The sequence below is a fragment of the Staphylococcus sp. 2S1 genome, from assembly GCF_046721335.1.
Lineage (GTDB): Bacteria > Bacillota > Bacilli > Staphylococcales > Staphylococcaceae > Staphylococcus > Staphylococcus equorum_A.
The window spans coordinates 2,162,263-2,185,030 of record NZ_JBEUUJ010000003.1 but is presented as its reverse complement, the minus strand read 5'-3'; the positions used below and the strand labels follow the sequence as shown (position 1 = coordinate 2,185,030).

14 protein-coding genes, 1 other RNA gene and 5 pseudogenes are annotated in these 22,768 nt (G+C 32.5%); 17 read left to right on the top strand and 3 right to left on the bottom strand.

Annotated elements, in window-relative coordinates; all coding sequences use genetic code 11:
- Positions 1-24 precede the first annotated feature (24 nt).
- The 8 genes and pseudogenes from bshA to ABLV90_RS11385 all read left to right on the top strand — a co-directional run bounded on the left by bshA (position 25) and on the right by ABLV90_RS11385 (position 9,200).
- Positions 25-1,173 (top strand): N-acetyl-alpha-D-glucosaminyl L-malate synthase BshA, encoded by a 1,149-nt coding sequence (gene bshA, locus ABLV90_RS11420; protein ID WP_460872660.1) that lies wholly within the window; start codon positions 25-27, stop codon positions 1,171-1,173.
- Positions 1,166-2,372, top strand: a pseudogene (locus ABLV90_RS11415) (CCA tRNA nucleotidyltransferase). The gene bshA and the pseudogene ABLV90_RS11415 overlap by 8 nt, the downstream one beginning before the upstream one ends.
- The gene (locus ABLV90_RS11410; protein ID WP_460872659.1) at positions 2,359-3,330 is read left to right on the top strand and encodes a biotin--[acetyl-CoA-carboxylase] ligase; all 972 of its coding nucleotides are present in this window, start codon (positions 2,359-2,361) and stop codon (positions 3,328-3,330) included. Before ABLV90_RS11415 ends, ABLV90_RS11410 begins: the two are co-directional and overlap by 14 nt.
- A 23-nt stretch (positions 3,331-3,353) precedes the next feature.
- Positions 3,354-6,057 (top strand): annotated as a pseudogene (locus ABLV90_RS11405) (helicase C-terminal domain-containing protein).
- Between the two features lie 93 nt (positions 6,058-6,150).
- Entirely contained in the window at positions 6,151-7,443 is a 1,293-nt protein-coding gene (asnS, locus tag ABLV90_RS11400) for an asparagine--tRNA ligase (RefSeq protein ID WP_460872658.1), read from the top strand.
- An 88-nt stretch (positions 7,444-7,531) separates the two neighbouring features.
- Positions 7,532-8,216 (top strand): annotated as a pseudogene (locus ABLV90_RS11395) (DnaD domain-containing protein).
- The gene (gene nth, locus ABLV90_RS11390; RefSeq protein WP_046465356.1) at positions 8,206-8,865 is read left to right on the top strand and encodes an endonuclease III; all 660 of its coding nucleotides are present in this window, start codon (positions 8,206-8,208) and stop codon (positions 8,863-8,865) included. Before ABLV90_RS11395 ends, nth begins: the two are co-directional and overlap by 11 nt.
- A gap of 5 nt (positions 8,866-8,870) precedes the next feature.
- Positions 8,871-9,200 carry a YpoC family protein gene (locus ABLV90_RS11385; protein WP_427704421.1) on the top strand — a complete coding sequence of 110 codons (330 nt, stop codon included), beginning with the start codon at positions 8,871-8,873 and terminating at the stop codon, positions 9,198-9,200.
- Positions 9,201-9,363: 163 nt separating this feature from the next.
- Here the strand turns inward: ABLV90_RS11385 and ABLV90_RS11380 are convergent.
- Positions 9,364-11,597: pseudogene (locus ABLV90_RS11380) on the bottom strand (transglycosylase domain-containing protein).
- Positions 11,594-12,220: a Holliday junction resolvase RecU gene (recU, locus tag ABLV90_RS11375; protein WP_285323178.1), complete on the bottom strand. Its 627-nt coding sequence runs from the start codon at positions 12,218-12,220 to the stop codon at positions 11,594-11,596. The pseudogene ABLV90_RS11380 and the gene recU overlap by 4 nt, the downstream one beginning before the upstream one ends.
- Before the next feature lie 249 nt (positions 12,221-12,469).
- On the opposite strand from recU, the gene ABLV90_RS11370 reads away from it, so the two are divergent.
- The 9 genes and pseudogenes from ABLV90_RS11370 (at position 12,470) to ABLV90_RS11330 (ending at position 22,139) form a co-directional block, all read left to right on the top strand.
- Positions 12,470-12,808 carry a DUF1798 family protein gene (locus ABLV90_RS11370; protein ID WP_046465352.1) on the top strand — a complete coding sequence of 113 codons (339 nt, stop codon included), beginning with the start codon at positions 12,470-12,472 and terminating at the stop codon, positions 12,806-12,808.
- On the top strand, positions 12,805-13,371 hold the full coding sequence (locus ABLV90_RS11365) for an SLOG family protein (RefSeq protein ID WP_021339200.1): 567 nt from the start codon (positions 12,805-12,807) through the stop codon (positions 13,369-13,371). Before ABLV90_RS11370 ends, ABLV90_RS11365 begins: the two co-directional genes overlap by 4 nt.
- 11 nt (positions 13,372-13,382) lie before the next feature.
- A complete protein-coding gene (locus ABLV90_RS11360; RefSeq protein ID WP_427707834.1) occupies positions 13,383-13,745 on the top strand; it encodes a DivIVA domain-containing protein in 363 nt (120 codons plus the stop codon).
- Positions 13,746-13,882: 137 nt separating this feature from the next.
- An RNA gene (rnpB, locus tag ABLV90_RS11355) (RNase P RNA component class B) lies at positions 13,883-14,258 on the top strand.
- Positions 14,259-14,429: 171 nt separating this feature from the next.
- Complete coding sequence (locus tag ABLV90_RS11350) at positions 14,430-15,563, top strand: THUMP domain-containing class I SAM-dependent RNA methyltransferase (RefSeq protein ID WP_285323177.1); 1,134 nt, start codon at positions 14,430-14,432, stop codon at positions 15,561-15,563.
- A 38-nt stretch (positions 15,564-15,601) separates the two neighbouring features.
- Positions 15,602-16,507, top strand: a complete 906-nt coding sequence (gene rarD, locus ABLV90_RS11345; RefSeq protein WP_460872657.1) for an EamA family transporter RarD — start codon at positions 15,602-15,604, stop codon at positions 16,505-16,507.
- A gap of 311 nt (positions 16,508-16,818) precedes the next feature.
- A pseudogene (locus ABLV90_RS11340) lies at positions 16,819-17,456 on the top strand (SDR family oxidoreductase).
- Between the two features lie 340 nt (positions 17,457-17,796).
- Positions 17,797-21,237 carry a dynamin family protein gene (locus ABLV90_RS11335; protein WP_460872656.1) on the top strand — a complete coding sequence of 1,147 codons (3,441 nt, stop codon included), beginning with the start codon at positions 17,797-17,799 and terminating at the stop codon, positions 21,235-21,237.
- 20 nt (positions 21,238-21,257) lie between these two features.
- A complete protein-coding gene (locus ABLV90_RS11330) occupies positions 21,258-22,139 on the top strand; it encodes a 5'-3' exonuclease (RefSeq protein WP_046465346.1) in 882 nt (293 codons plus the stop codon).
- A gap of 61 nt (positions 22,140-22,200) precedes the next feature.
- On the opposite strand, the gene ABLV90_RS11325 is transcribed toward ABLV90_RS11330, so the two are convergent.
- On the bottom strand, positions 22,201-22,608 hold the full coding sequence (locus ABLV90_RS11325; protein WP_427704429.1) for a ribonuclease HI family protein: 408 nt from the start codon (positions 22,606-22,608) through the stop codon (positions 22,201-22,203).
- Positions 22,609-22,768: the final 160 nt, after the last annotated feature.

Here is a 22,768-nt window from a genome sequence, read left to right as displayed (position 1 = left end):
GAAATAGAAAGGGTGTCCCACCTTATGAAAATAGGCATTACTTGTTACCCATCTATGGGTGGTTCTGGAATCATCGCCACTGAATTAGGCATAAAGCTTGTCGAACGAGGGCATGACATCCATTTTATTACATCTAATATACCTTTTAGAATACGAAAACCATTACCAAATATCACATTTCACCAAGTTGAAGTCAATCAGTATGCTGTTTTCCAGTATGCTCCTTATGACATAACTTTAAGTACTAAAATTGCTGAGGTTATCAATGAGTATGATTTAGATTTGTTACATATGCACTATGCAGTGCCTCATGCAGTTTGTGGTATCTTAGCAAAACATATGTCCAAAAAGGACATTAAAATTATGACTACATTGCACGGGACTGATATAACTGTTCTAGGTTATGATCATTCTTTAAAAAATGCAATTAAGTTTGGTATAGAAGAAAGTGATATTGTGACGAGTGTAAGCCAGTCACTTGCGAAACAAACTAATGATATTATTGAGACAGATAAAGAAATTGTTCCAATATATAATTTTGTTCGAGAAAATGAATTCCCAACAAAACCTGATGTACAAACTGAAGAAAATGAACAATTAAAAGCTTGTTATGGTATTAAACCAGAAGAGAAGGTTTTAATTCATGTTTCAAACTTCAGAAGCGTAAAACGTATCGATACTATTATCGATACATTTGCAAAAGTACATAAATCTATGCCATCAAAATTATTATTATTAGGCGATGGTCCAGAATTAATGGATATGAAACAAAAAGCACGTGATCTAAATATTGAAGATGAAGTTCTTTTTTTAGGAAAACAAAATTGGGTTAGTGAATTTTATCAAATTTCAGACTTAGTCTTACTACTAAGTGAAAAAGAAAGTTTTGGCCTAACACTACTTGAAGCAATGAAATCCGGAGTAGTGCCAATTGGTTCTACGGTCGGTGGAATTAAAGAAGTCATTAAACATGAAGATACCGGTTTTTTAGTTGATGTAGGTGATAGTACAAGCGCAAGCCAGTATGCCTTAAAATTACTCACAGATGCAAAGCTTTATAAAACAATGCAAACACGCATGCTAGCAGATGTCTCAGAACGCTTTTCGTCTGACTTAATTGCAGATCAATATGAGTATTACTACAAAAAAATGTTAGAGGGTAACAATGACTAAAACATTATTCGAAGCGGCAAAGCCGATTTTAGAAACTTTACAAAAACATCATTACCAAGCATTTTATGTTGGTGGCGCAGTTAGAGATTACTTAATGCAAAAACCAATTCATGATATCGATATTACGACTAGTGCCACACCAGATGAAATTGAAGCAGTATTTGATAAGACCATTCCTATTGGTAGGGAGCATGGTACGATTAATGTCGTCTATAATGGCGATCAATATGAAGTGACAACCTTTCGTGCAGAAGGGGAATATGATGATCATCGCAGACCTAATGAAGTCTTTTTCGTAAGAGACTTATACGAAGACGTAAAACGAAGAGATTTTACAATGAATGCCATTGCTATGGATATGAATTATCAAATCCATGATTACTTTGATGGTCTAAAAGATATAGAACAGCGATTAATCAAGACAGTTGGCAATCCAAGCAGAACGATTTAACGAAGATACGTTACGAATTATTAGAGGATTGCGCTTTCAATCACAACTTGGCTTTACGTTAGAGAAAGCCACATTTAATGGTATGCATGCCCATATAGCAGATATTGCGCATTTATCTATTGAACGTATCGTAATTGAACTTAAAAAATTAACATTAGGTCAATATGTGGCTCAAAGTTTCAATAATTTAAAGTATTTTAATGCATTTAATTATATACCATTTTTTAACCGTTTTGACTTATCAAAATTCATATTAGAAGAACCAATATCATTATCAATGTTAATTGCATTCTTAAAAGCACAACAACCTGATGTTGACACACAGCTCTCGGATTTGAAAATTAGCAACAATGAAAAGAAATATATCACCAGACTCGAACGTATGTTACAACAAATGCCAGAAATCCAAAGCAAACAAAATTTGAAGTTATTTGTTTATGATTATGGCAAAGAAGATATACTACAAGTATTAAGTTATGAACGCATGCTCAATGACAACAATATTATGAAGGTATCTCCATTTATTTTTAACGTCGCTTCCATCAATGAAGTTAGCCAAAAATTACCGATTTCCTCAAGAAAAGAAATGGATATAGATGGCAAAGATATATTACAAGCATTAGATAAACCGAGTGGCGCATGGCTTAAATCCATATTACGTCAGGTTGAATGTGCCATCATATCAGATGAGGTCAAAAACTTTAAACCAGAACTGCTAAAGTGGGTGAAAACACATGTCCAAATATAGTAAAGATGTTGTTCAAATATTGTATCAACACCAACCTGATTATATATCGGGTCAGTTTATAGCAGAACAATTAAGTATTTCACGTACAGCCGTAAAGAAAGTAATAGATCAACTTAAGTCGGAAGGATGTCAGATTGATTCAGTGAATCATAAAGGGCATCGCTTAATCCAATTACCTGATAAATGGTATAGTGGCATTGTCCTACCAATGCTAAAAGCACAAAATGTATTTGATCAAGTTGAAATATTGGAAAGTATTAATTCAACTCAATTATTGGCTAAGCAAAAATTAGTAGGTAATACAAATACGTTTCTTATTTTAAGTGATGAACAAACACAAGGTAAAGGTCGATTCAATAGACCTTGGTCATCCTCCAAAGGAAAAGGCTTGTGGATGTCAATTGTGCTACGCCCTGATGTACCTTTTGAAATGATAACAAAATTCAATTTATTTATGGCTCTAGGAATAAGAGATGCGATACAACAGTTCAGTATCGATCCGGTTACCATTAAATGGCCAAATGATATTTATATAAATAAACAAAAAGTTTGTGGCTTTTTGACAGAAATGGTTGCGAATAGTGATGGTATTGAAGCGGTAATTTGTGGCATTGGTATTAATATGAATCACTTACAAGAAGATTTTAGTGAAGAACTGCAACAAAAAGCCACAAGTGTCCGCATTCATGCTGACGAAAAAATTAATCGTTACTATTTTTTACAATCACTTGTAAGTAATATTGAATACCGATATAAACAATTTCTTACAGAACCATTTTCAACTATTCGAGAAGAATACATAGTAGCCTCGAATATTTGGAACAAAACATTAAGATTTACAGAAAATGGTAGACAATTCCACGGAGAAGCAGTTGATATTGATGAAGATGGGTTTTTACTTGTTTTGGATGAAGCAAACAATCAACATCGTTTAATCAGTGCGGATATAGAATTTTAACCTCGTTGAAAGGAGGAATGAGAATGACAAAACCGTGTTATGCCGTTATGGATTTAGAAACAACAGGAAATCAATTAGACTATGATGAAATTATTCAAATAGGTATTACTTTTGTTCGAGAAAATAAAATAATCGGCACGTACCATTCAATGATTAAAACAGATTTAGAAATTCCTCCTTTTATACAAGCATTAACGTCAATAGAAGAAGCAATGTTAAATCAAGCACCATATTTCCATGAAATAGCTGAAGATATTTATAAACAAATAGATGGGTGTATCTTTGTGGCACACAACGTTGCTTTCGATTTGAATTTCATAAAAAAATCTTTTAAAAATTGTGATATCAAATATCGTCCAAAAAAAGTAATGGATACGTTAGAATTATTTAAAGTCGCTTTTCCAACAGATAAAAGTTATCAGTTAAGTGAGTTAGCAGAAGCACATGGTATTGTTCTAAACAACGCACACCGCGTCGACGAAGATGCCGCAACAACAGCGCAACTTATGATACTCGCATTTGAGAAATTCGAAACGTTACCTTTAGATACTTTGAAACAACTATATTATTTAAGTAAGAATTTAAAATATGACTTACATGATATTTTATTTGAAATGGTGCGTAATCATGAAGATAAACCACTAGAAGATGTTTATGACCAATTCGAACAAATTATTTATAAAAAACAAAAAGATTTCAAGGCACCTACAGTAGATTTTGATGGTACTTTGAAAGATTTATATACCTTGATTACTAAGGAACTTAGTTTGACCTATCGACCACAACAATTGTATCTATCTGAGATTATTTTAGAACAATTAATGAATAGTGAAAAAGCAATGATTGAAGCACCACTTGGTAGTGGCAAGTCATTTGCATATTTACTCGCATCATTAATGTATAATATTGAAACTGGTAAACACGTAATGATTTCAACTAATACTAAATTATTACAAAACCAATTGTTGGAAAAAGATATACCGCGCTTAAACAAGCTTTAGATTTCAAAATAAATGCTACTTTAATAAAAAGTAAACGTGATTATATCTCATTAGGTTTAATCAGCCAAATTTTGAAAGAAGAAGCCAGTAATTACGAAGTCGGCATATTAAAAATGCAATTATTAATTTGGATTACCGAAACAGATACAGGTGATATTCAAGAACTAGATTTAAAAGGCGGGCAAAAAATGTATTTCGAACAAAAGCTAGAGACTTATGTGCCTGTTCGCAACGATATACATTACTTCAATTTCATTAAACGAAATGCTCAAAATATTCAAATTGGTATTACAAATCATGCTCATTTAATACATGTCGCTCATGATAATTCTATATATCAATTATTTGATGATTGTATTATCGACGAAGCACATCGTTTGCCTGACTATGCTTTAAGCCAAGTGACTAATGAATTGAGTTATTCTGATATTAAATATCAACTTGGCTTAATTGGTAAGACAGAAAATGAAAAGCTACTTAAATCTATCGATCATTTAGAACAACAAAGAATTCTTGAAAAATTAGATATACCGCCTATAGATGTTTTCGGATTAAAAACAACAGTCAATGAGATACATGATTTAAATGAGCAATTATTCACTACTATTTTTGACATCATTCAAAGTTCTGAAGTGCATGATGATGAAGTTCACAAGCTCCATTTTGTCTATCATTTTGACGTTGCACCAATTTTGAACGATTTACATTCAATTATTCATAAACTCAATATGACATTAGAATTCTTCAATGGTATGAGTCATAAAACAATCAAGTCGGTGCGCAAACAAATCCTTTATATTAATGATCGTTTTAAAGAAATTGAACACAGTTTAAAAAATAATCACACAAGTTATTTATCAATTAAAAATATAAATCAAAAATCAACAATTAGACTTAATGTTAAAGACTATGATGTTAAAGAAATATTGACCACACAAGTATTAGATAAATTTAAATCACTTACATTTATTTCAGGTACATTAACGTTTAACCATTCATTTGAAAACTTCAAACATTGGTTTAATAAAGATATCGTCTTTAACACGTATGAGATTGATTCGAAGGTGATGTCACCAAACCAAACTACTGTATTCATACCTAATGATGTAGCTTCATATAATTATAAAAGCATTGATGATTATGTGAGTTCTATTGTTAATTATGTAATTGAGTATATTAACATTGTAGAGTCTAAATGTTTAATACTATTTACAAGTTATAAAATGATGCATATGGTTCAAGAGTTATTAAATGAATTGCCAGAATTTGAAGACTATGTGGTTTTGACACAACAAGCAAAATCAAAACTATAAGATTGTTCAACAATTTAATAGTTTTAATAAAGCAATTTTATTAGGTACAGGTACATTCTTTGAAGGTTTTGACTTTCAATCTAATGGTATCAAATGTGTAATGATTGCTAAGTTGCCTTTTATGAATCAAAACAATACAAAATATTGGCTAATGGAGTCTGAGTTTACTTCTACATTCAAAGATTATGTATTACCTGATGTCTGTAACGCGTTTTAGACAGGGTCTTGGTAGATTGATACGTAGCGAAAATGATAAAGGGATTATCGTATCCTTTGATGATCGCTTAATTCGCAGTAATTACAAGCAATTTTTTGAACAATCATTAGAAAGTTATCGTCAAAATAAAGGCGATATCAAACAATTTTCAAGCATACTCAAAAAATTAAAAAAAGAAGACAAACGCAATCAATAAACTTAGCACGCGCAACTAGAACTTATACATCGATTTTGTTAAAATATATAAGGATAAAGAAAAGAAGACTACAATATTATTAGGAGACTGGCTATGAAGACAACGATTAAAGAAGCTAAAAAATATCTAAACCAAGAAGTGACTATTGGCGCTTGGTTAACTAATAAACGTTCAAGTGGGAAAATAGCATTCCTACAATTAAGAGATGGTACGGGCTTTATGCAAGGTGTCGTTGCAAAAGCAGAAGTAACTGAGGAAATATTTAAATTAGCTAAAGAATTAACACAAGAATCATCTATTTATATTACTGGCATTATATCTGAAGATAATCGCTCAGATATTGGTTACGAAATGCAAGTGAAATCTATAGAAGTAATCTCAGAAGCTCATGATTACCCAATTACACCTAAAGACCATGGTACAGAATTTTTAATGGATCATCGTCATTTATGGTTACGTTCTAAAAAACAACATGCTGTAATGAAAATTAGAAATGAGATTATTCGTGCAACTTATGCCTTCTTTAATGACAATGGTTTCACAAAAATTGATCCACCTATTTTAACAGCAAGTGCACCTGAAGGCACAAGCGAGCTATTCCATACAAAATACTTTGATGAAGACGCATTCTTATCTCAAAGTGGACAGCTTTATATGGAAGTCAGCGCAATGGCTCACGGTAGAGTGTTCTCATTTGGTCCAACATTCCGTGCTGAAAAATCTAAAACACGTCGTCATTTAATTGAATTCTGGATGATTGAACCTGAAATGGCTTTTTGTGAACATGCACAAAGTTTAGAAATCCAAGAACAATATGTGACACATGTGATTCAATCTGTATTAAATAATTGTAAACTTGAACTTAATATATTAGAGCGTGATACATCTAAACTTGAAAAAGTAACTACACCATTCCCACGTATCACATACGATGATGCTGTAGTATTCTTAAAAGAACAAGGTTTTGACGATATAGAATGGGGCGAAGATTTCGGTTCTCCACATGAAACGGCTATCGCTAATCATTATGATTTACCAGTATTTATCACTAACTATCCAACAAAAATCAAACCTTTCTATATGCAACCAAATCCAGAAAATGAAGATACTGTACTGTGTGCAGATCTCATTGCACCTGAAGGTTATGGCGAAATTATAGGTGGGTCTGAACGTATAAATGACCTTGACTTACTAGAGCAACGTATTAACGAATATGGCTTAGACGCTGAGAGTTATAGTTATTATTTAGATTTACGTCGTTATGGCAGTGTACCTCATAGTGGTTTCGGTTTAGGATTAGAAAGAACTGTAGCTTGGTTATCGGGTGTAGACCATGTCCGTGAAACTGCACCATTCCCACGCTTACTTAATCGATTATATCCATAATATTTAAAATAAGATTCACAATAAGCGTCCAGTCCACAAATAATGGTCGGACGTTTTTATAGCAATATCAAAGATGGGAGGGGCTACTTTGGATAGAGAACAATTAAAAACGAGACCAGTCGTAATTCGAAAAGAACTACTTGATCATTACAATGAATTAGGTTTAAATGAAACAGAGTTAGTTATTTTAATCAAATTATTACATGCATCAGAAACCTCTAATAAACAACCTTCAATTGAATCTTTACAGCAAGGCTCGCATTAGATTCAAGAGAAATCACTTCAATCATTCAAACTCTAATACAACATGATTTACTAGAGCTTAATGTCAATAAAGACGAAGAAGGCAAGTTTACTGAATATATGAACCTTAATCAGTTCTATGATCGATTAAGTGAAATTATGCAACAAATGAATGTAAAACAAGATGAACACGAATCTGAACTAGAGTTCAATACACTATTTCAAAAAATTGAACAAGCGTTTGGCAGGCCTTTATCTCCATACGAGATAGAAACATTAAATCAATGGCTAGATATAGATAAACATGATTTAAGTGTCATTCAAGTCGCTTTAAATGAAGCAGAGAGCCAAAATAAAATGAGTTTTAAATATATCGATCGTATTTTACTGAATTGGAAGAAGAATAATGTAAAAACGATTGAAGACTCAAAAAAATTAGCCGCCAATTTAACCAACCTAAAATGAAACATACAGTTAGCAAGGTCCCTAAATTTGATTGGCTGAATGGGGAGAATCCAAATGGTAAGTAATAAAAAAGCACTTGAAATGGTTGATGTCATAGCTGAAATGTTTCCAAACGCTGAATGTGAACTTGTCCATGACAATGCGTTTGAACTTACAATTGCTGTACTCTTATCTGCACAAACAACTGATATTTCTGTAAATAAACTCACGAAACCTTTATTTGAAAAATATAAAACACCCGAAGATTATTTAAGTGTGGATATTTCAGAATTAGAAAATGATATACGTACTATTGGTTTATATAGAAATAAAGCCAAAAATATTCAAAAATTAAGTCAATCGCTTTTAGATAAATTTGATGGTAAGATTCCTCAAACACATGATGAGTTAGAAAGCTTAGCAGGTGTGGGTAGAAAAACGGCCAACGTCGTTATGAGCGTAGCTTTTGGAGAACCTTCATTAGCTGTAGATACACATGTAGAACGTATCTCAAAACGTTTAGGGATATGCCGATGGAAAGATAATGTACGTCAAGTAGAGGATAAATTGTGTAAAGTAGTTCCTAGAGAAAGATGGAACAAAACACATCATCAACTCATATTTTTCGGTCGCTATCATTGCTTAGCTCGTAAACCAAAATGCGATGTTTGTCCATTATTCGAAGAATGTAGGGAAGGTCAAAAGCGCTATAAAGCAAGTTTGAAAGAGGCATGAATAAAATGATTACAAAAGAAGACTTTACAAAGTTAGAACTGGAATTGGATTCATACGCGAAAGTAAAAAAATTAAAATTACCAGAAGCAAAAAGATTGTTAGATCAATACTTTAATCTGATTCAACTTTACTTTCAACAAATTAATGATATTGAAATGATTGATTTTAATTGCTTAGATGAATATGCTGTCGTTCCAATGAACTTTGAAGAAAGATATCATTATATGATAGCACGTAAATATCATTTTATGGGTTACAGCCAAATGAAAACATTAAAATCAGAACTTATTAAAATGAACGCATCTTATCAAATTCGTCTAAAAAACAAACATTAAACAATTAAAAACAGCGTAAGCTCTCAAAGTTAGGAGACTTACGCTGTTTTTTTATTCATGATTGTATCTGTTTGATGAATTGATATATAAATATACTTTAACTAAAAACAAAGACCCGATTCCAATTAATATGGAAAGCGGGTCTTTTAAAACTAAAATCTTGTTATTGTGTACTATTTGAAGTAGCTGTTCCACTTCTATTTGCATTGGTAGTGTTTGTACCACTTGTATTATTGGTATTTGTGCTACCAGTATTGTTACTACTTGAACTATTACTGTCTGAATCACTATCAGAATCACTGTCTGAATCACTGTTACTGCCTTGACCTTTAGGATCATTATCAGTTGTATTGTCATCAGGTTCACCTTTAACTGATAAATTATCTTTACTGTCTCCGCTAACAGAATCTGGTTTCGTGAAGTCTTCACCATCGCGTGGCGAAATATTAGACATTACATCTTCTAATAGGAATTGAGGATATTCTTGTTCATCACTTCCTACAAATGAGTTTGTTCCGCCTTGTTTAACTTCATTGAATCCCATCCATACAGACATACTGTATTTAGGAGTGAAACCATTAATCCAAACATCTTTAGCAAGCATCATCAGGTAGATTATACTGTTGCTGAGTTTGTTGACCATAAGTACCTGTACCTGTCTTAGCACCTATGTTTAATCCAGAAATGCCATGTCCATATGCAGAGCCATAAGCCTCAAATGTACCTTTAAGTGTTTCGGCTAGCATATAAGCAGTAGAATCTTTCATAGCTTTTTTACTTGTATGGTCATATTCAATGACTTCGCCATCTTGTTTTTCAACTTTTTCAATAGAATGTGCATTGTTGTACTCGCCACCATTTGCAATTGCAGCAAATGCTGATGCTAATTGTGTAGGAGAGAACTCAGATGCAGAACCACCTAATACTTCAGAAGGTCCAATATCTCCTTCGTATTCTAATCCTACTTTTTCAGCGAATTTCTTCGGTGCATCGTTTCCAGCATTTTCTTTTGTTGATTGCCAAGCTTTTAAGGCAGGGATGTTGAAACTTTGACGTAATGCATCATAAAGTTTAACTGTTCCGTGACTTTCCAAGTCATAGTTTCTAAATGTAACACCATCAACTTGATATTCTTCTTCATCTTTCATGGCATGATCTGTTGCCCAAGACATGTTTTCAATTGCTGGACCATAAGATAAGAATGGTTTTAATGACGATCCGGTAGGGTGTGCATCTGTTGCTAAGTTTCTATCAACGACGTCTTTATAATTTCTACCACCAGATATTGCAACAAGTTCACCAGTTTCACTATCTACGATAGATGAACCAACTTGTTGATCATCATTTTTATAGTAGCTACCATTATCTATACGTTCTTGCAATGTATCTTGAACATCTTTGTCCATATTCGTATGAATCTTAATGCCACTATTTAATACAGATCCTAAATCTTCACCTTTGAACGCTTTATTATTCATAAGCTCTGATTTCACAAAATTAATATATGAATCATATTCTTTTTTAGAATCATCATTGCTTACTTGTCGTTCTTCATTAGTTCGTTGAACAAGTGTATCTTGTATTTTAGTATCTTGTGCTTTTTCTTTCTCTTCTTTAGAAATCCTATTATGATATTCCATGAGATATAGCACAGTATTTTTACGTGATTCCGCTTCTTCAGGATTATCATAAACATTATACGTATTTGGTACTTGTGGTAATCCGACAAGATATGCTTCCTCAGTTAAAGTTAAATCTTTCAATTCTTTATCAAAGTAATATTTAGCTGCCGCTTTCACACCATAAACACCATCAGAATAATAAATCTTATTCAAGTACATTTCGAATATTTCATCTTTACTGTACTCTTGTTCTAATCTGTATGATAAGTATGCTTCCTGTGCCTTACGTGCGATAGATTTTTTATCTGTCAAGAATGATCGTTTAACAACTTGTTGTGTTAAAGTCGATGCACCTTGCGAACCAAATCCACCAGTGATATTTTTGGCAACAGCGCCGAACAGACGTTTATAGTCAAGTGCACCATGACTGTAGAAGCGATTATCTTCTGTAGCCAAAACAGCATCCTTCATTGCTTTAGGTACTTCATCTAATTCAACATGTTCACGTCGTTGTCCGTTATCAATTGTTTTCACCAATTCTCCATCTTTATCATAAATCTTAGCTGGGATTGGATCTTGTAATTTTGACTCAGTAAATGCTCGGAGCTTTCCAAGCATAATAAGCAAATAACAAGATACCTATTAACGCTAAGACAATGAAGGCAATGATAAGAAAGCCAATTATCTTGATTATCGTTCGTTTAATATTCCTATTCTTTTTTTGCTCGGACTTACCTTTCTTTTTAGATTGGGAAGTCCTTTTTTTCTCCGTCATACGCGGTCCTCACTTTCATCTAATATCAACTTATCAACAGCTTTGAGGTAATTCAATCGTGGTTGATACTGATAAGGAATATAGTAACCATTTTTTCTTACTTCTTCAACCGTTACCGACTTTTTAATGTTATTTGTATGTCTTTCCCAAAAGTATTCAAACTTAGAATAGGGAAGTAGATATACTTCATCAAGCGTTTTAAATCGAATTAATAAAAATACTATTCCATTTTGTTTGAAACAAGACGCCATATGTGAAACTTGGTGTTCATGCATATTACTCAATGGGAAAGAAGTTTTATTTTTCGTTTCTTTCGCTTCAAAGTCAAGGTAATGTCCATTATAAATACCATTATAATCAGTTGTAGACGGCGTTCGGAAATAAGCCTCATTAATTACAGCCTTACTTCTCATAGGATAATGAACATTTACGATTTGAACAGGCGTTGGTTTTTTATGTATAACCGCCATTCCATGGTTCAAATAGTAAGTGTTCGACAGTTCGATATCATTTTCAAGCGACATACCTCTGCCACCATAGTCTATTTTACCCGTTTGACCCTTATGAGTTCGTCCGACTTGAGACTTATTTCTATTAAATGGTTTCCCATTAGGGTAATTCATTGTTTTTCACCACTTTAGTTTGGAAATCAAAAACTTTTTCCATTATACCCGACTTTGGCAAATTTTTCCAAACCTTGAAATATGAATCAATGTATTTACAAATACATCAAGTACATTTTAACGTGCTTTGCATAATTAAACAATATTTGGAACTAAATAAGGCGCTATTATAACATAATTGTAAGACGACGCTTTAGAAATGACGCACATTGTCTTTTATGGTAAATTTATTGTGTAGGAGGAAACTTCATGCAACAGTTAATTACGCAATTATTAGATGATGTACAGCTTATGCAAGATAAATATGAATCCGTAAAAGCATCTGGCGAAGATTATGATTTTTATTCTGTTGTCGTCCCATTCACGAATAATATTGATGAATTGCTCACATCCTTTATTCAATATGAAACTCAAATACTTCAATTGCAATATATGAACAAACAAAAATTTGATTTATTAGTTTCTAATATCGAAGAATTATCTGTGGAGTGCCACTTTAAGCGCTCAAGCAGAAAGTTATTCACAGAAAAAATAAAGGCTGTTCAATATGATTTAAGCTATATTCAAAGAAGTGAGTTGTATCTATGATAAAAACAGTTTATGTCACAGGCTATAAATCTTATGAACTTAATATTTTCAAAGATGATGCTCCAGAAGTTTCCTATTTAAAAAAATTTATAGCACATAAATTAAATCAATTGATTGAAGAAGGCTTAGAATGGGTATTAATACAAGGACAGATGGGTATAGAGTTATGGACAGCAGAAGTAGTACTTGATTTGAAAGCAACATATCCAGAACTTAAATTGGGTATTATAACGCCGTTTTATGGTCACAGCGATAGATGGAACGAACAAAATCAAGCTAAATATCAAAATATCACACAAAAGGCTGATTTTGTAGATAGTGTGTTTCATTCACCATACGAAGGACCTCATCAATTTAAACAGACAGATCAGTTCATGTTAGATCACACAGATCAAACATTATTAATATATGATGAGGAGCAAGAAGCAAGTCCAAAATTCTTCAAGCAAATGTTAGTTGATTTTATGGAAAAAACAAATTATACTTGTGACATTGTGACGTTCGATGAATTAACTGAGTTCATCAATGATTTACAGTGGTCTCAAGAACAAAGTTTCGAATGAGGTGGGAAAAAATGGCAGATATTTCATTGAAATTATCAGCAAAGGATATTTATGAAAAAGATTTTGAAAAAACTATGACACGTGGTTATAGAAGGGAAGAAGTCGATGCCTTCTTAGACGACATCATAGCCGATTATCAAAAAATGTCAGACTTAGATAGTGAAGTTGTTAAGCTTTCCGAAGAAAACAATAAACTAAAAAAAGAACTTGAAGAACTTAGATTACGTGTAGCAACGTCAAGACCACAAGAAAATAAGAATTTCTCTTCCAATAGTAATACTGCAACTAAGAGTAATAACAACAATAACAATAATAATAATGTTGATATTCTAAAAAGAATTTCTAACTTAGAAAAAGCGGTATTTGGAAAATAACACGCTAATGAATGATTATAGTGTGTGCAAATCGTAGATATAGCTTCATCTACATAAAACCAAGTTTTGATTTCATTCAAAACTTGGTTTATTTTGTTTGTTTAGCCGTCTAAAGCATGGTATACTTTCAAAGATGGTGTTTTGGGTGATCGCTATAGCAATATAGAGGAAAGTCCATGCTCACACAATCTGAGATGATTGTAGTGTTCGTGCTTGATGAAAAAATAAGTCAAGGCATTAAATTGACGGCAATGAAATAACCTAAGTCTTATAGATACGGTTAAAATAGTTTGAAAGTGCCACAGTGACGTAGCTTTTATAGAAATATAAAAGGTGGAACGCGGTAAACCCCTCGAGTGAGCAATCCAAATTAGGTAGGAGCACTTATTTAACGGAATTCAACGTATAAATAGGACATGCTTTTAAAAGCATGTAGACAGATGGTTACCACCAGCGTACGAGTGTATCTAGTACACGATAGCAGTACAACGGTACAAAACATGGCTTACAGAAATATCATCACTAGACCCAAGCTCTCCCACATAGGAGAGCTTTTTTAATTTCTAAAGTTATAGAAGATATTCATTAACCTGAGTTGCATTAGAACTTAGTACAATGTCATATCTATTTAAAAATTTTTTTGATAAAATATAAGTAAATCTTTATTTAAGAAGGAGCAAACTAATGTATCAATTATTAGCCGTATGTCCTATGGGATTAGAAGCAGTTGTGGCAAAAGAAGTTCAAGAATTAGGTTATGAAACAACTGTCGAAAATGGCAGAATATTTTTTGAAGGTGACGAATCTGCAATTGTTAAGTGTAATTTATGGTTACGTACAGCCGACAGAATTAAAATTGTAGTAGGTCAATTTAAAGCCACTACATTTGATGAGTTATTTGAAAAAACAAAGGCTTTACCATGGGAGACAATTGTTGAACAAGATGGTAACTTCCCAGTACAAGGTCGTAGTGTGAAATCGACGTTGTTTAGTGTTCCTGATTGCCAAGCAATTGTAAAAAAAGCAATTGTTGAACGTTTAAGACGTGCGTATCAAGAACGCGGTTGGTTAAATGAAACAGGTGCAAAATACCCAGTGGAAGTTTCAATATTAAAAGATAATGCACTTCTTACAATAGACACTTCTGGTTCAGGATTGAATAAACGTGGTTATCGTTTAGCTCAGGGTGAAGCACCAATTAAAGAAACACTTGCGGCAAGTTTAATTCGTTTAGCGAATTGGACAGGTGATACGCCGTTAATAGATCCATTCTGTGGTTCAGGCACAATAGCAATAGAGGCTTGCTTAATCGCGCAAAACATTGCACCTGGGTTTAATCGTGATTTTGTTTCTGAAAAATGGGACATGATGCCTGACAATTTATATGACGAAATGAGAGACGAGGCAGATCAACAAGCTAATTACGATAGAAAACTTGAAATCTATGCTTCGGATATCGATCCAGAAATGATAGATATTGCACGCAGAAACGCTGAAGAAGTTGGATTAGCTGATATTATTCAATTTAGCGTGAAAGATGTTAATACACTTACAATAGATACAGAGGAACCACTCGCACTTATAGGTAACCCGCCATATGGTGAACGTATCGGTGACCGTGATGAAGTAGAAGTTATGTATCGCTATATTGGTGAACTAATGCAACAACATCCTCATCTATCTACTTATATTTTGACAAGTAGTACAGAATTTGAACATTTAGTTAACCAAAAGGCGACTAAGCGTAGAAAGTTATTTAATGGATATATTGAATGTACGTATTATCAGTATTGGGGTAAAAGAAAACCTCAAAATTAAAATTTGATAAATTGAAAAAGTAGAAAGAGGTGCATCTTTTGAACACTGAATTTAAAAAGGGTATCGTATTCGCTTTTGTCGCTTATATATTATGGGGCGTCCTACCCATATATTGGGATTTAATTAGAGATTTAGGCGCATTTGAAATCTTAGCATATAGAATTGTGCTTTCGATGATATTTATGCTATTTGTTGTAGTGTTCACTAAAAATACTGGGCCCTTTAAACGAGATGTTCATCAACTCTTTACAAATCCAATTCAACTCATTGCTATTATTGCAGCAGGTTATGTAATTACAATTAACTGGGGCACATTCATATGGGCTGTAGCAAATGGTCATGTGCTGCAAACGAGTTTAGGATATTATATTAATCCACTCGTAAGTATAATACTTGCGCTTATTTTCTTGAAAGAACGTTTTAATAAATTAGAGTGGATCGCAATTGCATTAGCAGTTATAGGTGTACTCTATATGACATTGAAAATGGGTGTATTCCCAGGTATTTCCTTATTATTAGCAAGTTCATTTGGCTTGTACGGATTAATTAAAAAACTAGTGCCGATAGATGCCATTAGCAGTATCACTATAGAATGTATTGCTACTGCTCCAGCAGGCTTTATATATCTATGGTATATATGGCAACAAGGGAGTTCTTCTCTAGGAGTTAATAGTTCATCATTTTGGCTATTATTCTCAGGGGCGATTACAGCGATTCCGCTAATACTGTTTTCAGCAGGCGCACGTAGAATTCCCTTGTCTTTAACTGGCTTCATACAATACATTGCTCCAACGTTGATGTTTATATTAGGGATATTCTTATTTAAAGAACCATTTAATATTGACCAGTTAGTAACGTTCATTTTTATATGGATTGGTATTATTGTCTATAGCATTTCACAGTACTTTAAAATTAAGAAAGATAAAACCCCTGTAATTCGTTAACAATTTAAGTTTATCATTACAATTAGATCTCTAGATGTTGAAAACTGTATTAAGTTGATACTTAAGAACTGTTTAACATATCTAGGGATTTTTCAATTCAATATATTATAGTAATCAATTAAGCACTCAGATTGTAATCAAGTATGTTTTAAGTTTAATATGAGGGTAAAGAGGTTAACTATAGTACTGTGAGTATAAACAGATTATATGTAACAAACGTATTTCAGATTTTGGAGATAAAAAGAGACTTAAAACATTTTTGATTATATAGTAAAATTACTGTAACAATAAAATGATATTGGAGTGATTGGATGACAAGAGTATTAATTCTAGGGGCAAATGGTGCAGTTTCTAAAGCAGACTATTAATTCTTTTTTAGAAAACACATCCTATACCTTAAGATTATTTTTAAGAGATGCGAATCGATTACCGGACTTTGCATCAGATAGAATTCGTGTGCGTGAAGGTGACGCTACTAACTTTGATGATGTTAATAGTGCAATGGACGATGTAGATATCGTTATAGCTAGTCTATCAGGTGATCTTGATAAAGAAGCAACGACTATTGTAAAAGCAATGCAAACAAATGATGTGAAACGTTTAATCTTCGTAACTTCTCTAGGTATATATAATGAAGTACCAGGAGAATTTGGGGAATGGGTCCAAGCAACAAATAGGTGATAGACTACCTGTATATAAAGAAGCAGCTGACATTATTGAAAATTCAGGGCTAGATTATACTATTTTTAGACCAGCGTGGTTAACTCATACAAACGAGATTGATTATGAAATCACTCAAAAAAATGAATCCTTCAAAGGCACAGAAGTATCTAGAAAAAGTGTAGCGACTGTCGCTGTTAAAATTGCTAAAGATCCAAGCCTTTATTTAAAAGAAAACATTGGTATCAATAAGCCTAATACTGATTACAGTAAACCTAAAGGGAGTTAATAATTAAGTAAGTGTATATAAAAGCTGTAAGTTAAACAATAGACAGACTAACAATACTGAAGCGGATATATAAGATAGCTCATCATAAACTATCTTATGCTATTGTCATTCCAAATATGTTTGGAGTGACTTTTTTATTACAGCCGTTTATATCATAACGACATATTTTAATAATTAGCCTAGTGATTAGAATACACTACGTACGCAACGTAACATTAAGACAAATTATCATTAATACGTAATTAAAAGAAATTTAATTTCACTTACTACCTTTAGACAAACAATAATTTGTTATACAATAAGATTAATTACATACAAGTAATCAAAGGGGATACATATCATGTCTAATACTGAGCAACTCGATATTTTATATAAACTAAAAAAAGAAGTTGAAAAATCAAATAATGGACGTCTTGTCCACATCATCAATCAAGTTATTAAAAAGGTATACTTAGAACAATACACTGCAACTTTTGTGGGCCACTTCTCAGCAGGGAAATCTACTTTAATTAACTTACTCTTAGAAGAAAGTATTTTGCCAAGTTCACCTGTACCAACAACAAGCAATACGGCTATTGTTTCTGTGTCAGACGAACCAGGAATTATTGCAAACTTGAGCAATCAACAATATACATTATTAAATAATTACGATGATGTTAAACAAATGAATCGTGAAAACATAGATGTAGAATCTGTAGAAATAAAATTTCCATCAGACAAATTCAAAAAAGGTTTCACGTTACAAGATACACCTGGTGTAGATTCTAATGTTGCAACACATCAATCAAGCACTGAGGAATTTATGTATACGAGTAATGTACTTTTTTATACAGTAGATTATAACCACGTTCAATCAGCTTTAAATTTCCAATTTATGAAACAGTTAAATGCAGCAAAAGTGCCTGTGGTATTTGTAATTAATCAAATAGATAAACATAGCGAAGAAGAAATTACTTTTGAGACATTTAAAGATCGCGTAGAGAAATCAATCGCTGAGTGGGAAATCGAATTAGATCAAATTTTTTATGTGTCAAAATATGAGCATGAATATAATGAAATTGACGCGCTTTCTAATTATTTGATTGAAAAGGACACCCATAGAGAATCTATCGAGGATTATGTGGAACGAATTGTTAAATTTATTACTGATGAGCAATTATCTTATGTTCAATATGAAATTCAAGATATTTTAGAACAACTTGATATTTTCGAAGCGGATTTTGATCAAGCTTATCTCAATTTCCAACAAAATCAAGAGGTCAGTGAAGAAGCCAAGTTATTAAATAACCCTGATGAATTATATGACTTTTTAAAGCAAAAACGTAAAGATATTTTAGATAATGCATACATCATGACGCATGACACGAGAGAAAAAATCAAAATTTATTTAGAAAGTCGTACGAAAAACTTTAAAGTTGGTGGTTTATTTAATAAAAAACAAAAAACATTAGAAGAACAGCAAAAGAGATTAACAGCAGTTGTTGAACAACTCCAAGACAAAGTGAATCAAGAAGTCAGACAACCACTAAGAGAAGATATGTCATTTTTAACACGATTTATAAATTCTTCAGAGGTCAATGATGACATTCTTAATCAACACTATACAATACACCCAGAGCTCATAACTGATTTATATCAAATGCAAATAACGATTAGTAATCAATACGTTTTAACATTTGCAGATGATTTGATGGCTTCACTCAAAAAATTCATTGCAAAAGAATCTGATCCATTATTTAAAAAAGCCATTAACCATTCACAAGCAAATGATATCGGCACAGAACAAGAAGACGATTATAATGATTATGTGAAATTTATGGAAATGCGTAATTTAAGAGAGTCTTTGGAAACACAAAATTATATGCATTATTACATTCATATGGATGACTCCTTGGATAAATTAATAGACAGAACAGAAATCAAATACACAGCGAAAGACAATACTGATACTGTGAAGGCAAGTAAGAGGAACACTGTTGCAACACATTACGATAACCAAGATAATACACAAAACATCAAAAATGCACTTGAATTAATTCAAGACATCCCATTATTCGAACAAACAAAACAAGATATTGATGATACATTAACTCGATTAGAGAAAAAAGTTGTTAAAATAGGGGTCTTTGGTACATTTAGCGCGTGCAAAAGTAGTTTAATTAATGCGCTATTAGGTGGTTCGCACTTGGTCAGTTCTCCTAATCCAACCACTGCAACAATGACTGAATTAACTTATGGTCATGAAAGTCAGATAACCCTTAAATCATCTGAGCAACTTTTAGATGAGTTGAATCAAGTTTTCGAAATTGAAAATAAAACATTTGAAAGTATTGATACGTTTTTAAGTAAAAATACAGATAAAATCAAAGCAACTTTGGAAAAAAATCAATTGGCTTTTGTGAACGCAGTTGAAAAACATTACAGTATGTATAAACGCATGTTAGAAGAAGGACAAACACATACTATTCCGCAAGACGACATTAAAAAGTGGAGTGCAGAAGATGAGTATGCAACGTTTGTAAATACAGTACACCTTAAACTACCAATAGAATGGTTAAAAGATAAAATCATCGTTGATTCTCTAGGTTTACATTCAAATAATCAACGTCATACGAACGAAACTGAGAAAATACTGACATCTTCAGATTTAATCTTATATGTTAGTTATTTTAATCATTCATTTACAAATAATGACAAGCGCTTTATTGAACACATGAAAGAAATGAACCAGTTAAATGAAAATCAAGCCTTCAAAATGATTATAAATGCGACCGACTTAGCAGAAACTGACGAAGATTTAAATGCTGTGATAGAATATGTTGGTGATGCTTTAACTCAAGTCAACATGGATTCAGATATTTTTGCTGTTTCTAGTAGAGAGGCGCTTAAGTCTGGCGATAAAGGTATCGATAAATTACAGGAGAGTATTCAATACTTTACTCAAGTTGAATCTAAATATATACTCCAACAACAAATGTTAAAACAACTCACACATATTTCCGAAGCGTTTGAGCAAATGATTGAAGAAACAACGAATAACAAAGCTCAAATTGAACAACGTAAACAAAAATTAAAAAATTATAAACAATCAACAGTGTTGAGTTATAACATATTACAAACTGCAGAACAACGTGCTTCAAATGAAGTAGAAGACCAGATCTATCATTTAAACGAACGTTTGAAATTACAATTACAAGATGAAGTCAAATCTATTTATAATGGACAAATGACAAAAAACAGTAATTTCAACGAAGAAAAACGACTATCTACGAAAATTTATTTAGATCAAATTCATCAACGCTTGTACTTGGAGCAATCCTTACTTGTTGAACGCGTCAAAAAATACTTCCACGAACAATTGCATAATGAAATTGCGCCATTGAAACAAAAACTTGAACAATTGCATGTATTTATTGAACCAGAATTTGATAAAAACAATATTGAATTAGATGAACCTTATTTAAAAGTGGAGTTAAGTCATATGATTGATGCATTACCTAAGTCACTTTCTAAAAAGAATATACTGCAACCTAAGACACAGGGTGAATTACAAGAACAAATTACACAAGAAACAATCAAGTTGCTCGCCCCTTGTATTGCTGATCTTAGAAAAGCACTCAATGAAATTGTCTTAGTTATGGACGAAAATGCTGAAACAAAATTCAAGCAATTTGAAAGTGATATTCATCGTCAAATTAAAGAATTATTATCATTTGAAATCGATGATGCATTGATTCAACAATTGCAAGAAACGAACGCACAATTAAAAGTGTTATTGTAAATAAGAAAGAGGTACACAAAATGTCTAATAAAATATTACTAATAGATGGCATGGCTTTATTATTCCGCCATTTTTATGCTACAAGTCTTCACAAACAATTTATGCGCAATTCTTCAGGCACACCTACAAATGGGATACAAGGATTTGTGCGTCACGTATTTAGCGCAATCAATGACATACAGCCAACACATGTAGCTGTATGTTGGGATATGGGTAAATCCACTTTCAGAAATGATATGTTTGATGGGTATAAACAAAATAGACCGGCACCACCTGAAGAACTTATTCCTCAATTTGATTATGTGAAAGAGGTGTCCAATCAATTTGGTTTTGTAAACATTGGCGTTCAGAACTATGAAGCTGATGATGTTATTGGAACCTTAGCACATCAATATTCTGATGAAAATCAAATTTATGTAGTAACTGGTGATAAAGACATACTACAATGTATCAATCCCAATGTAGAAATTTGGTTAACTAAAAAGGGGTTCAGCATTTATAATCGCTACACGCTTGATAGATTCCAAAGTGAATATGGATTGAATCCGTTACAACTTATTGATGTAAAAGCGTTTATGGGAGATAGCGCAGATGGTTATCCTGGTGTAAAAGGTATAGGAGAAAAAACAGCAATTAAACTTATTCAAAATTATGGTTCTGTAGAATCTGTCGTTGACGCAATAGACGAATTAACACCTGGTCAACAGAATAAAATAAGTAATGATATGCAAAATTTAAAGGTTTCCAAGTCTTTAGCTAAAATTCACACTGAAGTACCTTTAGATACAACAACGTTATTACAAGATATGAAATTTGGTACAGATATCACTAAGATATTAAATATCTGTAACGAACATGAGTTATACGTATCAGGAAAATACTTGTCTACTCATTTCAGTTAAACATACAAATAAAAAGTGGCTGTTAGCAATCCTTCTGGAAAGTTAGCGACCACTTTTTATATTATTTGCCTTTTTTATTTTTAGAAATTTTGTATAGTGCATTTTTAGCATGATGATTTGCTTCTTTATTTTGATTTCTAGGAATCCATCTTACAAAAAGTAAATCAAACTGTTGTTCTAATTTTAACATTTCACTGTAATAAGGTTTGAATTTATTATTTTTTACGCGTCCCTTATTCAAACTATCTTCAATTAATTTTGAATCTGTATAAACTATCGCCGTCGTCACTTCGTGTTTCACAGCACTTTCTAAGGCAAACACTAACGCGGCCCATTCAGCACTATGGTTATCCATTATACCTAAACTAGCGTCATACTGAATCCGTTCATTGTCTGTTACTATGACAACGGCACAAGCACTTTCACCTGGATTACCGGCAGTAGCCGCATCAAAATATATTTTCGCCATAAATTCACCCACATTATTTAAGTTAATCTAATCTTATCAAAACTATTACATTTATACTATATAATCGCTAATCATATCAGTTGGAAATTCAATATATTTTTCGTATCATAGATATACATTGAATTTATACTTAATTAGTCGGAGTTGAGCAAGAGAGGTC